Source organism: Paenibacillus sp. FSL R5-0407, from assembly GCF_038009185.1.
Taxonomy (GTDB): domain Bacteria; phylum Bacillota; class Bacilli; order Paenibacillales; family Paenibacillaceae; genus Fontibacillus; species Fontibacillus vini.
In genome coordinates this window covers 1,790,597-1,804,696 of record NZ_JBBPAX010000001.1, presented here as the reverse complement: position 1 = coordinate 1,804,696, position 14,100 = coordinate 1,790,597, and the positions used below count along the sequence as shown (strand labels likewise).

The window sequence follows — 14,100 nt, the reverse complement described above, 5'->3', positions numbered from 1 at the left end:
GGTGATAATATGGATAGGTGTGTTTGAGTAATGGAAAGAGGGGAATTTTATGCTGCTTAAAGACTTAACAACTTACTTAATAGCTTCGGAACTAAAAGGCGATGATCATACGGAGTGCAGTGGCATTTCCATCGATTCCCGCCGCGTTCAGCCCGGCGATCTGTTTGTATGTCTGCCGGGTCATACGGTTGACGGGCATGATTATGCGGCGAAGGCCGCCGAGCAAGGCGCATTGGCGCTCGTCGTGCAGCGGTGGCTGGACGACGTTTCTCTCCCTCAGCTTAAAGTTAAGGATAGCCGGTTGGCGATGGCGATATTGGGGAATGTATTTTTCGGGTCGCCAAGCTCGGAACTGAACGTGATCGGCGTTACGGGTACGAACGGAAAAACGACGACCACATATTTGATCGAACGTATTCTTGAGGATCAAGGCAAGCAAACCGGCCTGATCGGAACGATTCAGCGCAGATTCGCCGGTCAGACTTTTCCGATGTCGGGAACGACGCCGGAATCGCTGGATCTGCAGCGTTACCTGCATGAAATGATAGAAGCGGATATGTCGTATTGCGTCATGGAGGTTTCATCGCATGCGTTGGAACAGGGCCGTGTGAAAGGGACGAAATTCCGTACGGCGGTGTTTACAAACCTTACGCAGGATCATCTGGATTACCATAAGTCCATGGAGGAGTACCGGGCGGCCAAGGGATTGCTCTTCTCCCGGCTTGGCAATACCTTTGCTTCCGAACCCGGTCAGCGGAGCTACGCCGTATTGAACGCCGATGATCCGGCTTCCGCTTATTTTGCCAAACAAACGGCGGCGGAGATAATCACTTATGGTGTTGAGAATGAGGCGGATGTACGGGCTTCGAACATCTCCATCACGGCGAAAGGAACTTCCTTCCATGTGGAAACGTTCCGCGGCAGTGAAGACATCACTTTAAGAATGGTCGGCAAATTTAACGTATACAATGCGCTCGCGGCGATTTCCGCCGCGCTCCTTGAAGGTATCGCGCTTGTCGATATTAAGACCAGCCTCGAAGCCATCAAGGGAGTCGAGGGCCGCGTAGAGGCGGTGGACGAAGGACAATCTTTTGCAGTGATTGTGGATTACGCGCACACGCCGGATGGACTGGAAAACGTGTTGAACACGGTGAATGAGTTCGCACAGGGCAAAGTCATCTGCGTATTCGGCTGCGGAGGAGACCGGGACCGCACGAAACGGCCGATTATGGGCAAAATCGCAGCGCGGTTGTCCGGCCATATCATCGTAACTTCCGATAATCCGCGTACGGAGAATCCGGATCTGATTTTGAGCGACATTGAAGCAGGTTTGAAAGAGGACCAAGTACCAAGCGACCGATACGAGCTCATTGTGGACCGTCGCAAAGCGATTCAAAAGGCTATTGAAATGGCAAGCCAAGGCGATGTAGTATTGATTGCGGGGAAAGGGCATGAAACCTACCAGTTGATCGGCAAAGAGGTACACGATTTCGATGACCGGATCGTGGCCAAAGAAGCGATAAGGGGTTTAGACAAGTGATAAAACGAAAATTAGCGGAACTTGCCGCCATGTGCGGCGGACACGTTGCAGATGCCGGCGATTCCGAGATCACCATAGAGGGAGTTGTCACCGACTCCCGCAAAATCAAGCCGGGATGCCTGTTCATTCCACTGGCCGGGGAACGTTTTGACGGCCATGACTTCGCCGGCGATTGTCTGGCGGCCGGAGCGTCAGCCGTGCTGTGGTCCGAGTCCAAAGGCAGCCCTCCTGGGCCGGCCGTGATTGTGGATGACACGCTCGAAGCGATGCAGCGCCTTGCAAAAAGTTATCTTGCAGCATGCGGAACCAAGGTGATCGGCATAACGGGCAGCAACGGAAAGACTACGACGAAGGATCTGGTATTCTCGTTGCTGGCTACGACTTTCAAAGTGCATAAAACACAGGGTAATTTCAACAATCATATCGGTTTACCGCTGACGATCCTCGCCATGCCGGAGGATACCGATATCGCGGTTCTGGAAATGGGAATGAGCGGCCGGCACGAAATAGAATTGCTGTCGAAGCTTGCTGAACCGGAAACGGCCATCGTGACCAATATCGGTGAGGCGCATCTTCTGCAACTGGGCTCCAGACTGGAAATAGCCCGGGCGAAGCTGGAGATTCTGTCCGGTATGAAGCAGGGCGGGTTGTTTGTTTACAATGGGGACGAACCTCTCATCGCTCAGGTTTTAGCGGAGCCTTCGACCGAAAAACCGGAGGGACTGAGAATGTTCACCTTCGGCCTTGACGGAAGTAATGACGATTCTCCGAGCGGAATTATGTATATGGAGGAAGAGACGGTATTTACCTCTCGTGCTGGGGGGAGCGCGTCGCTGAGACTTCCGCTGCTTGGTGAGCATAATGTGGTCAATGCGCTGGCGGCGCTGGCGGTTGCCCGGCATTACGGGGTATCCGAAGATGACATTGAGGAAGGTCTCCGTCGGGTTGAACTGACAGGAATGCGGATTGAAACGATTGCAGGCGCGAGCGGAATTACGATTTTGAACGATGCCTACAATTCTAGTCCTATCGCCGTGAAGGCCGCAATCGGGGTGCTTGAGAAAAAACGCGGTTACCGGAAAAAGATTGTCGTGCTTGGCGATATGCTGGAGCTTGGGCCGTCGGAAGATGAATTTCACCGTGAAGTCGGCAGATTTCTTACACCCGAAAAGGTAGATCTTCTGTTTACGTACGGCCGGCTTGCCGAGAAAATCGCGGAAGGCGCCGCGGAAAATTTGGAGCCAGGAACCATTTTTGCATATCATGATAAAAGTGAGCTTATTGAAAAGTTGATTTCTATGCTGCATCCGAAGGATGTGCTGCTTGTGAAGGCTTCGCGGGGAATGAAGCTGGAAGAGGTCGTCGACGCAGTCAAAAATAGCAATCTAGAGACATAATACCGGCGAAAGGGGGGTGATCCCATGGACTTTGGACTTATTCTTTTAACGATCGGCGTATCATTTATTTTAGCGGTGATCTCGGCCCCTTTGCTGATTCCTTTGCTGCGGCGAATGAAATTTGGACAGCAGATTCGCGGCGAGGGTCCGCAGAGCCATCAAAAAAAGGCGGGAACGCCGACTATGGGCGGGATCGTTATCATATTGGCGTTCACGCTGGCTTTCTTGAAATTTTCTGTAATCAACACTGATTTTTACGTATTGCTTGTAGCGACACTCGGTTTCGGTTTGGTCGGTTTTCTGGACGACTATATCAAAATTGTGTTTAAGAGATCGCTGGGTTTAACGCCTAGACAAAAAATGTTCGGACAATTGTTGTTCTCCGGTATTGTCTGCGCCTTGCTGATTTCGGAAGGACACAGTACGGCTATCGGCATCCCGGGAACGCAAATCTCTTTTGACTGGGGAGCCTGGTTCTATTATCCGTTTATTATCATCATGATGCTGGCCATCAGCAACGCGGTCAATTTTACCGACGGTTTGGACGGATTGCTCTCCGGCGTCAGCGCAATTGCTCTCGGAGCTTACGCGGTAATTGCGATGCAGGCTACGTCACTTCCGGCTGCGGTTTGCGCGGCGGCCATGATCGGCGCAGTGCTCGGCTTTCTCGTGTTTAACGCGCATCCGGCGAAGGTATTCATGGGTGACACGGGGTCTCTCGGCATCGGCGGGGCGATTGCGGCTATCGCGATCGTTACCAAGAGCGAATTGCTGTTCCTCGTCATCGGCGGGATTTTCGTAATTGAAATGCTCTCGGTCGTGCTGCAGGTGGTGTCGTTTAAAACCCGCGGGAAGCGAATCTTTAAAATGAGCCCGATCCACCATCACTTTGAATTGTCGGGATGGTCGGAATGGCGCGTCGTCGTCACATTTTGGGCGGTCGGCTTGGTGCTGGCGGGTATTGGACTTTACTTGAACAAGGGGTTGTAGAGATGAAACATCCAGATGAATACCGGGGACGACAAGTGGTTGTTCTCGGTCTAGCGAAAAGCGGCGTGCAGGTCGCCAAAACCCTACACCGGAGCGGCGCAGTCGTCACGGTCAACGATAAAAAGTCGAGGGAAGAGAGTCCCGAAGCATCCGAATTGGAGGCTTTGGGAATTTCTGTTGTATGCGGGGGGCATCCGGAAGGGCTGATTAACCCTGCTGTAGAACTGGTCGTCAAGAACCCAGGCATTCCTTACACGGCACCGCCAGTCGCTAAGGCACTTGAGCTTGGAATCGAGGTCGTGAGCGAGGTGGAGGTCGCTTATCATTTGTCCAAAGCGCCGATGATCGGCATTACCGGATCCAACGGTAAGACGACGACAACGACCTGGATCGGCAACATGCTGGAGGCGGCGAGTCTGTCCCCGGTCATAGCCGGTAATATTGGGACGCCTCTCTGTGCAGCGGCCGAGACGGCCGACGTTGAAGACTGGCTGGTCGTTGAGCTCAGCAGCTTCCAGCTCAAAGGGACACGGGAATTTCGTCCCGAGGTGGCTGTTTTGCTGAACATCGCCGAGACGCATCTGGATTATCACGGTACGATGGACGATTATATTTCCTCCAAGGCCAAGATTTTTGCCAATCAAACGGAGGAAGATACGGCTGTTATCAATTGGGACGACCCCGTTTGCAGAGAATTGGTGCCTTACATCAAGGCGAAGCTGCTGCCTTTCTCGATGACGGAGGAGCTGCGTACGGCCGGGGTATACGTTAAACCGGCTTACGTTCCGGATGTACAGGACGGACTTAGCCGTAGCGTTGTTTACCGCGATGAGGAAGGACAGGAGCATACGATCGTAGAAACGGCGGAAATCGGCCTGGCGGGCCGTTTTAACGTAGGGAACGCCCTTGCTGCGGTTGCAGCCTGCGTAGCGGCCGGCGCGGCGCCGGAGTCGCTTGCGGAGCCGCTGCGTACGTTTCGCGGCGTGGAGCATCGCCTGGAGTTCGTCGAAGTTAGAGACGGCGTGGCTTATTATAACAATTCCAAGGCCACGAATTCCAAAGCGACCGCGATGGCGCTCGGCGCCCTGGATAAGCCGATCGTCCTGATCGCCGGAGGCCTTGATCGGGGCTCCGATTATATGGAACTCCTTCCTGTTTTCAAAGATAAAGTGAAGGCAATAGTAGCTTTGGGCCAGACGAAGGAGAAAATCGGAAGAGTAGCCGAATTAGCGGGTCTAAGCGACATCGAGCTGGTCGATACTGGAGACAGCGCCGCGGAAACGCTGCGGACCGCAATCTCCAAGGCTGCTGGCCTGGCCGAGGATGGGGACATTGTGTTGCTCTCGCCGGCTTGTGCGAGCTGGGACATGTTCTCGTCCTATGAAGAGCGTGGACGCATTTTTAAAGAGGCGGTGCATACCCTTTAAGTAGGGGGGTGGAAAAGCCCCTACTTCCTTGTTAAGAGGTGGCTTCCGCGATGGTCAAAGGCCGCAACAAACCGGATTTTTGGTTAATGGCCAGCATTTTCGGCTTGCTGGCAATCGGAATTGTGATGGTTTACAGTGCGGGTTCCGTACTCGCTTTCCATGATTACGGCGATTCCTTCTACTTTGTAAAACGTCAAGCTTTGTTTGCTGTTCTTGGTTTCGTAGCAATGTTTTTTACGATGAACGTAGATTACCGGATTCTGAAAAAATACGCCAAGGTGCTGCTCCTGATTTGCTTCGGGTTACTTGTCATCGTATTGATTCCCGGTATTGGGGTAGTGCGCGGCGGCGCCCGAAGTTGGCTCGGCATCAGCTCGTTCGGCATACAGCCTTCCGAGTTTATGAAGCTGGGCATGATTCTTTTTCTATCCTATTGGCTAAGTAAAGAAGATTATAGAATCACCCATTTCACCAAAGGCCTGCTTCCGCCGCTAGGCATCATCGGCGCCGCGTTCGGCCTCACTATGCTTCAACCGGACCTCGGTACGGGTACAGTAATGCTGGGTGCCTCGCTGCTGATCGTGTTTACGGCCGGCGCGAAGATCAAGCACCTCGCCGGATTGGCCGCCGTAGGGGCTCTAGGCTTCGTTGGGCTCATCCTGGCTGCGCCTTACCGGCTGCAGCGGATTACTGCTTTCCTTGATCCTTGGTCCGACCCGCTCGGCGCGGGCTATCAGATCATCCAGTCCCTTTATGCAATCGGACCGGGTGGATTGGCCGGTTTGGGCCTGGGCATGAGCCGGCAAAAGTACAGCTACGTACCGGAACCGCAAACGGATTTTATATTTTCTATTTTGGCCGAAGAGTTGGGATTCATAGGAGGGCTGCTGGTCCTTCTGCTGTTCTTGATCCTGGTGTGGCGGGGCATGAGGGTAGCGATGACGATTGATGATATGTTCGGCAGTTTGCTGGCTGTCGGTATCGTAGGTATGGTAGGCGTTCAGGTCGTTATCAATATCGGTGTTGTCATTGGCCTCATGCCGGTCACGGGGATTACGCTGCCTCTCATCAGTTACGGGGGTTCATCCCTGACCTTGATGCTGACGGCACTTGGCATTCTACTAAATTTATCCCGTTATGCGAGGTGAGAATATGCGCGTCGTACTGAGCGGCGGCGGCACGGGGGGACATATTTATCCTGCGCTGGCCGTAGCAAGCAGATGTGCTGAGGAGATTCCCGGTTCCGAGTTCTTATATATCGGCGGAGAGAGAGGGCTGGAAAGCTCTCTGGTTCCGAAAACGGAGATTCCGTTTAAAGCGATAGATATTACGGGCTTCCGCAGGAAGCTTTCTTTTGAAAATATGAAAACCGTCATGCGCTTTCTCAAAGGCGTGAGAAAGTCCAAACAGATGCTCCGCGAATTTAAGCCGGACGTAGTGATCGGCACGGGCGGTTATGTATGCGGACCTGTCGTTTATGCGGCGGCCAAGCTTGGCATTCCGAGCATCATACATGAACAAAATGCGGTACCCGGGCTGACAAACCGTTTTCTGAGCAAATACGTCTCTACCGTGGCGGTCAGCTTCGAAGGCTCCGAGACCGCCTTTCCCGGGGCGCGGAACATTATTTATACGGGAAATCCCCGGGCGACAACCGTTTTTGAGGCGGATAAAAACAAAGGCTTTGAATCGCTGGGACTGCCCGCAAGCAGTTCCATCGTGCTCGTTGTCGGTGGAAGCCGGGGAGCTAAAGCCATTAACGATGCGATGGTCGATATGGCTCCATATTTAAAGGAGCTGGATCATCTTTCTTTTGTGTATGTGACCGGAGACAACTACTATGCGCCGACGCTGGAGGCCATTCAGGCCAAAACCGGCGCATTGCCGCGCAATTTGCAGGTGCTGCCTTACGTGCATAATATGCCTGAAGTGTTGGCTTCAACGTCGTTGATCGTGAACAGAGCCGGCGCTTCCTTCCTGGCTGAAATGACGGCCCTTGGCATCCCGTCGATTCTGATTCCGTCGCCGAACGTGACGAACAATCACCAGGAGAAGAATGCCAGAACGCTGGAACAAGCCGGAGCGGCCCGGGTTATTTTAGAGCCGGAGCTTTCCGGTAAAGCACTGTTCACAGCAGTTCAAGAGATTATGAGCAACAAAGTGCGGCATGAATCCATGTCAAAGTCTTCAAGAAAACTCGGGAAGCCGGATTCCGCCCATTTGATCGTTGAGGAAATCCGGCGTCTTACCGGGTCAGGTCGTTCATAAGTCGTCCGCAAGCCCTGGTTCTGGGCGATTGTCACACTCTCCATAAGGAAGGCATAAGATACCCTATAAATCGTGACATTCTTCATTTCAATGGGATCTCGGAAGACGAATGCATTTCTTCTTGGTCTCTTATGGACCCGGGCGCCGGCTTTAGCCGGGCGGCAATACCGGAACCCAGGCCTTGCGCTTAAGCGGGGCGGGGATTCCGGATGTTAATCAGGGAGGGATTTTGCGATGCAGCAGTGGATATCGAAACTATCACACCAAGAAGTCGGGACGGTGTTGCTTAACGAACCGATGTCGAAATATACAACATGGAAAATCGGCGGTCCCGCTGACGCCTTGATCGTTCCCGAAAATAAAGAACAACTTGCGAACCTCGTCCGCCTGCTTCATGAAGAGCAGGTTCCCTGGATGACGGTGGGCAAGGGCTCCAACATGCTCGTATCGGATAAAGGCATTCGCGGCGCCGTTATCAAATTAGGTACAGGGCTTGAGGAGATCGAATTCAAGGGAACGGACGTGGAGGCAGACGGAGGCGCATCCTTCGTCAGATTAAGCATCATGGCCGGAAAGCAGGGAATGACCGGTCTGGAATTTGCCGGCGGAATACCCGGAACAGTGGGGGGAGCCGTGTATATGAACGCCGGCGCACACGGGTCCGATGTGTCACGCATATTCAAATCCGCTGAAATTGTTCTGGAGACAGGTGAATTGGTAACTTACGGCGCTGAGGATATGGAGTTTGCATACCGGCATTCCATCTTGCATGAACGGCGCGGAATTGTGGCCCGGGCTAATTTTACGCTGGAGGCCGGCGATCGTTTGGAGATTGCCGCAGCCATGGCGGCCTATAAGGACCGGCGGCGCAAAACCCAACCGCTACAGCAGCCTTGTGCCGGAAGTGTATTTCGCAATCCGCCGGGCGATCACGCGGCAAGATTGATTGAAGCCGCAGGACTCAAGGGCCATAGTGTTGGCGGAGCCGAAATATCCACATTGCATGCCAATTTCATCGTCAATACCGGGCAAGCGACAGCAGAGGACGTTCTTAGGCTCATGGAGCAAATCAAGGCCACCATTTTTTCCAAATTTGAAGTCGCACTGGTGCCGGAGGTCTTCTTCGTGGGTGAACGGTAAACTCGGAGGTGATACATTGGACAAATTGGTGATCGAAGGCGGGAGACCCCTATCAGGATCCATTCGTATCCATGGAGCGAAAAATGCCGCACTGCCGATTATGGCAGCCAGCCTGCTGGCTGAAGGCAAGGTGCAACTTCGAAATGTCCCCCGTCTGCTCGATATTGACGTCATGCTCGGGATCTTGAACCGTTTGGGCTGCAATGCAGTTCATAAAGACGACACGATTATTGTGGATTCGAGCGGAGCGGATTCCTGTCATGTGCCGGAAGATTTGATGAAGCAAATGCGTTCCTCCATTTTCCTCATGGGCCCCCTTCTGGCAAGGTTCGGGGAAGTTTGTATCTATCAGCCGGGCGGCTGCGCGATTGGAGAACGGAAGATTGACTTGCACCTGAGAGGCTTGGAGGCTTTAGGAGCAGTCATCGAAGAAAACGATCATCAAATCTGGTGCCGGGCCGCAAAACTGAAGGGGAACGATATTCATCTCGACTTCCCCAGCGTTGGAGCGACGGAGAATATTATGATGGCGGCTGCGCTCGCGGAAGGCACTACGGTGATTACGAATGCAGCGAGAGAGCCGGAGATACAAGATTTGCAGAACTTTTTAAATGCATTGGGCGGAAATGTGATGGGGGCCGGAACGGATACGATCACGATTCGGGGAGTAGAATCGCTTGAGCCTTGCGATTACGAGATTATTCCCGACCGGATCGTCGCGGGAACCGCGCTGATTGCGGCTGCCGCAACACGCGGAACGGTGACGCTTACCCATTGCAATCCGGCGCACCTGACCTCGCTGTTCCATGTGCTGCGCCGGGCCGGTGTTCAAATCGGATCGTGCAATGATATAATAACCGTAAGCGGCACCGGACGTCCCAAGGCGGTTGAACGGATCGTTACTTCACCGTATCCTTCTTTTCCTACCGATCTGCAGTCTCAGGTGATGGTGCTTCTGTCGCTTGCCGACGGGATGAGCCTGATGAAAGAGACGGTATTCGAAGGAAGATTCAAACATGTGGATGAGCTGGTGCGGATGGGCGCCGACATATCGGTGGATTTGAATTCTGCCTTTATCCGCGGAGTACCCCGTTTATACGGCGCTACGGTGGAAGCCACGGATTTGCGGGCGGGAGCCGCTCTCGTCATTGCGGGGTTAGCCGCGCAAGGCAAGACGGTTGTTGAGCAGATCCATCATATCGACCGCGGCTACGACCGGATCGAGCTGATGTTTCAAAAGCTCGGCGGCGTAATGCACCGGGAAACCCCGGCATTGAAGCAACTGGATTTGGCCTGATCCAAGCCTTGGGTCCCCTCCTGATGGAGGGGATACGGGCTTTATTAAGATATCAGAAGGTTTGAACTTCGGGGTATTAACTGCCTGATATCGGAAGAAAAACTTCCTCTAAACGCGGTCTGGCTTTCATGAAAGTACGTCGATAGACGTTTTTCTTATTAGCATGGACAATCGATGAACGGAGCACAGATCTTATAAGTTCTTGTTCAAAAAGTCGACTTTTCAGCACCGAGAAGGTTGGATGAAGGAGGGACTGAGGAGCGGAGCGTAGGCAAAACCTACGTGAGCACCGGAAGGCCCGCCTGAATTCAAGATTCGATGTCGGTTAAGGGCCTGAAATGCTTCGTGATCAAAAGGTGACTTTTTGAACAACCTCTATAAACTATATCGGAGAAATATTATGCCAAAAGCTAACGTGCCTATCCTTAAAGAGCCCAAGCCGAAAAAGAAAAGCAGCCGGAAAGTGGCGGTAGTTTTATTCCTGCTGGTGCTTATCCTGCTTTGCGTGTTGTTTTTTCGTTCGTCTTTAAGCAAAATTTCGGAAATTGCTTTCGAAGGAAATCTGTATCAGTCCGACCAGGAACTGCTTGAGATTTCCGGGTTGAAGGCGGGTGCCCCGTTTTTTGGGACAAGCGCCTCCAAAATTGAGGACAAGCTTACGAAAGTGCCGTCGATCGAAGAAGTTACCGTGGACAAGTCTTTTCCGGGCAGCATTAAAATTACGGTTCGGGAATACCCGGTCGTCGCCTATGAGCTCTCCGCGGAAGGCAGCTTAAACGGCTTGTTGGCAAACGGAACGAAGATCAATCTGAAGAACGGGTCCATGCCGATCGAAAAACCGATTTTGACCGGCTGGTCCGGGGATGATCCTAATCTAGCAAAATTATGCGCTACTTTGGCCAAAATTCCGGATTCCCTGATTTCGGAAATTTCGGAAATTACGCCGTCGCCTTCCGTGTCTTATCCCGACCGGATCAAAATGTATACCAGGTCGCATTTCGAGATCATTTCCGCGATCTCTGTCCTGCCTGACAAAGCGGAGTACATGAACCTGATCATGGATTCCCAGGATCCCGGGACGCTGACCTTGCTCGAGGCCGATAGCTATCTGCCTTATGCGCCCTCCGGGGAGGAGACGGAAGGTGAAAATGATACTACTCATGAGTGACAAACAATGATAAAATACATTTTATGGGCTAGTTTCCTATCCCCCTCTTTTCTCTGATTCTATGCAAAACTTGGAAGTAAAAAATTTGTAGAAAAAAGAGGGAAAGGTTAAGCCGCGTTGAATAAGTAGAGAGTGCATTTTACAAACGTCATTATATTTTTATGGGAAATAGGAGGTGCCAGGGGCTTGAGCAACAATGACATCATTGTTAGTTTGGACATCGGTACATCCAAAGTTCGTGCTATTATTGGGGAAATTAGTAATGGAACCTTTAATATTATTGGGGTTGGATCTGCCGACTCGGAAGGAATTCGCAAAGGCGCGATTGTAGATATTGACCAGACGGTTCTCTCGATCCGTAATGCAGTGGATCATGCGGAACGTATGGTGGGTATTCAAATATCGGAAGTGTACGTCGGCATTTCGGGAAATCATATCGGACTCCAAACGAGCCATGGAGTTGTAGCCGTACAAAATGAAGACCGGGAAATCGGAGAAGACGATATCGATCGGGTTCTGAAGGCAGCCGAGGTGATTGCGCTTCCTCCGGAACGGGAAATTATAGACGTCGTCGCCAAGCAGTACGTGGTTGACGGGTTAGAAGGAATTCAGGATCCCCGCGGAATGATCGGGGTTCGCCTGGAGGTCGAAGCGACCATCATTACCGGTGCCAAAACGGCGATACATAATTTGCTTCGCTGTGTGGAAAAATCCGGACTTAAGGTGCGGGATCTTGTTCTTCTGTCGTTGGGTTCGGGTCAATTGGCTCTATCCAAGGACGAAAAGACGATGGGTTCGGTACTGGTGGACATCGGCGCCGGCTCCACAACAATCGCGGTATTCGAAAGCGGCACGATTGTAGCTACATCCACGCTTCCGATTGGGGGAGAATTTATAACGAATGATATCGCGTACGGCCTACGTACGCTGACTGACCAGGCGGAGAAGGTGAAGCTGAAGTATGGCTGCGCGTCCATGGAGGATGCGGCGCCGGACGTCACTTTCAAGGTAACACGCATTGGCAGCAATGTGGATAAAGAATTTACCCAAGAGGATCTTTCCGCGATTGCGGAGCCTCGGGTACAGGAAATATTCCAAATGATCGGCCAGGAAGTCAAACGACTCGGTTACAACGAACAGCCTGGAGGTTATATACTTACGGGAGGTACCGTCTCCATGCCGGGTTTGCTGAAGATTGCCCAGCAAGAATTGGCCGCTTCCGTGCGGATCGCCGTTCCCGATTATATCGGGGTGCGTGATCCGGGATTTACCGGAGGTGTGGGGATCCTTTATAAGGTGATCAAGAACATCCGAATCCGGAATGCAAGCCCGAAGAAAACGGCGAATCGGCCGAAACCCGCGGGACCGCAGGAAACGGTTGGGAAGACAGGCGTTATGGAACGCCTTAAGAAATTATTCAGCGAATTTATATAAGGATTATTACGATGGACGGGCCATCCATGCACAATGAGGGGGAGATGGAAGAGTATGTTGGAATTTGATTTTGAAATGGAGAGCTTGGCTCAAATAAAAGTCATCGGTTGCGGCGGCGGCGGTAGCAATGCCGTCAACCGGATGATCGAGAACGGTGTTCAGGGGGTTGAGTTCATTACGGTGAACACGGACGCCCAAGCACTGCATTTGGCCAAATCCGAACATAAGCTGCAGATTGGCGATAAATTAACGCGCGGCCTCGGGGCCGGTGCCAACCCGGAAGTCGGGAAGAAGGCCGCTGAGGAATCCCGCGATTTGATCGCAAACACGCTGAAGGGCGCCGATATGGTGTTCGTGACAGCCGGAATGGGCGGCGGTACGGGTACCGGTGCTGCGCCGGTTATTGCGGAAATTGCCAGAGAATGCGGCGCGCTTACCGTTGGCGTCGTCACGCGTCCGTTCACTTTCGAGGGACGCAAACGCTCCTCGCAAGCAGATATCGGTATTGAGGCGTTAAAAGAAAAGGTAGATACGTTAATCGTCATTCCGAACGACCGGCTTTTGGAAATCGTCGACAAGAAAACGCCGATGCTGGAAGCGTTCCGCGAAGCGGATAACGTACTTCGTCAGGCTGTTCAGGGCATTTCCGACCTGATCGCCGTACCGGGCTTGATCAACCTCGACTTTGCCGACGTTAAGACCATCATGACCGAGCGGGGTTCCGCACTCATGGGTATCGGATATGCAACCGGCGAGAATCGTGCGGCTGAGGCTGCTCGCAAAGCGATCATGAGCCCGCTGCTCGAAACGTCGATCGAGGGTGCACGCGGTGTAATTATGAACATTACCGGCGGAGCAAACCTGTCGTTGTATGAAGTAAATGAAGCGGCAGAAATCGTAATTTCGGCTTCCGATCCGGAAGTGAATATGATCTTCGGTGCTATCATCGACGAGAACATGAAGGAAGATATCAAGGTAACGGTGATTGCTACCGGCTTTGAGCACAAGGCTCCGCCGATGTTACCGGGCCGCAAGCCTGCTGCTGCAGGCACAACCGAACAACCGCAGGAGAACCGCAATACGTCTTCTTCACTCAGACCGTTCGGGAACCAGCCAAGCGGGGATCAGTTGGACATCCCTACTTTCCTCCGGAATCGTCGGAACAATAACGAATAATCTATATAATCAAAAGTCTTCCCCGAAGACCTCTTCCCTGTATTGGGAGGGGGTCTTTTTTTCTTTTCCGGCATCCCGTTAATGGATGGTAGCCTGGCGTGAACTATTTAGAGAATTGACGAATAAGGAATCGATATGTTATATATTATGCAAACGGTTTCATTATTTAGCAATTAGACTTGTCCGCTATTACAGGATAGAGAGGAGGAGAATAGTGCCGTTTGCGCAAACGATTGCGCAACTTGGAGATTGAACATTCTATT

Annotated in this window: 11 protein-coding genes; all 11 read left to right on the top strand. The window is 52.3% G+C overall.

Annotation, left to right across the window (positions count from 1 at the left end; genetic code table 11):
* Nucleotides 1-49: 49 nt before the first annotated feature.
* Complete coding sequence (locus NYE70_RS08805; protein WP_341045700.1) at nt 50-1,540, top strand: UDP-N-acetylmuramoyl-L-alanyl-D-glutamate--2,6-diaminopimelate ligase; 1,491 nt, start codon at nt 50-52, stop codon at nt 1,538-1,540.
* A complete protein-coding gene (locus tag NYE70_RS08800) occupies nt 1,540-2,937 on the top strand; it encodes a UDP-N-acetylmuramoyl-tripeptide--D-alanyl-D-alanine ligase (protein ID WP_290408003.1) in 1,398 nt (465 codons plus the stop codon). The genes NYE70_RS08805 and NYE70_RS08800 overlap by 1 nt, the downstream gene beginning before the upstream one ends.
* 24 nt (nt 2,938-2,961) lie before the next feature.
* On the top strand, nt 2,962-3,927 hold the full coding sequence (mraY, locus tag NYE70_RS08795; protein WP_211019797.1) for a phospho-N-acetylmuramoyl-pentapeptide-transferase: 966 nt from the start codon (nt 2,962-2,964) through the stop codon (nt 3,925-3,927).
* 2 nt (nt 3,928-3,929) lie between these two features.
* Complete coding sequence (murD, locus tag NYE70_RS08790; protein WP_290407956.1) at nt 3,930-5,354, top strand: UDP-N-acetylmuramoyl-L-alanine--D-glutamate ligase; 1,425 nt, start codon at nt 3,930-3,932, stop codon at nt 5,352-5,354.
* 50 nt (nt 5,355-5,404) lie between these two features.
* Nucleotides 5,405-6,502, top strand: a complete 1,098-nt coding sequence (spoVE, locus tag NYE70_RS08785; RefSeq protein ID WP_211019795.1) for a stage V sporulation protein E — start codon at nt 5,405-5,407, stop codon at nt 6,500-6,502.
* 4 nt (nt 6,503-6,506) lie between these two features.
* Nucleotides 6,507-7,622 (top strand): undecaprenyldiphospho-muramoylpentapeptide beta-N-acetylglucosaminyltransferase, encoded by a 1,116-nt coding sequence (gene murG, locus NYE70_RS08780; protein ID WP_341047556.1) that lies wholly within the window; start codon nt 6,507-6,509, stop codon nt 7,620-7,622.
* 234 nt (nt 7,623-7,856) lie between these two features.
* Entirely contained in the window at nt 7,857-8,762 is a 906-nt protein-coding gene (gene murB / locus NYE70_RS08775; RefSeq protein WP_341045699.1) for a UDP-N-acetylmuramate dehydrogenase, read from the top strand.
* A 16-nt stretch (nt 8,763-8,778) separates the two neighbouring features.
* Complete coding sequence (murA, locus tag NYE70_RS08770) at nt 8,779-10,059, top strand: UDP-N-acetylglucosamine 1-carboxyvinyltransferase (protein WP_211019792.1); 1,281 nt, start codon at nt 8,779-8,781, stop codon at nt 10,057-10,059.
* Nucleotides 10,060-10,459: 400 nt separating this feature from the next.
* Nucleotides 10,460-11,227, top strand: coding sequence for a cell division protein FtsQ/DivIB (locus NYE70_RS08765; RefSeq protein WP_211019791.1), 768 nt, complete (start codon nt 10,460-10,462; stop codon nt 11,225-11,227).
* Nucleotides 11,228-11,413: 186 nt separating this feature from the next.
* Entirely contained in the window at nt 11,414-12,661 is a 1,248-nt protein-coding gene (gene ftsA / locus NYE70_RS08760) for a cell division protein FtsA (RefSeq protein WP_211019790.1), read from the top strand.
* Between the two features lie 54 nt (nt 12,662-12,715).
* Complete coding sequence (ftsZ, locus tag NYE70_RS08755) at nt 12,716-13,837, top strand: cell division protein FtsZ (RefSeq protein ID WP_211019789.1); 1,122 nt, start codon at nt 12,716-12,718, stop codon at nt 13,835-13,837.
* Nucleotides 13,838-14,100: the final 263 nt, after the last annotated feature.

Bases quoted from the DNA above. Each gene is read 5' to 3' on its own strand.
- spoVE (WP_211019795.1), top strand. From the start codon at position 5,405: ATGGTCAAAGGCCGCAACAAACCGGATTTTTGGTTAATGGCCAGCATT.
- NYE70_RS08765 (WP_211019791.1), top strand. From the start codon at position 10,460: ATGCCAAAAGCTAACGTGCCTATCCTTAAAGAGCCCAAGCCGAAAAAG.
- ftsZ (WP_211019789.1), top strand. From the start codon at position 12,716: ATGTTGGAATTTGATTTTGAAATGGAGAGCTTGGCTCAAATAAAAGTC.
- murD (WP_290407956.1), top strand. From the start codon at position 3,930: ATGAAACATCCAGATGAATACCGGGGACGACAAGTGGTTGTTCTCGGT.
- mraY (WP_211019797.1), top strand. From the start codon at position 2,962: ATGGACTTTGGACTTATTCTTTTAACGATCGGCGTATCATTTATTTTA.
- murG (WP_341047556.1), top strand. From the start codon at position 6,507: ATGCGCGTCGTACTGAGCGGCGGCGGCACGGGGGGACATATTTATCCT.
- NYE70_RS08805 (WP_341045700.1), top strand. From the start codon at position 50: ATGCTGCTTAAAGACTTAACAACTTACTTAATAGCTTCGGAACTAAAA.
- murB (WP_341045699.1), top strand. From the start codon at position 7,857: ATGCAGCAGTGGATATCGAAACTATCACACCAAGAAGTCGGGACGGTG.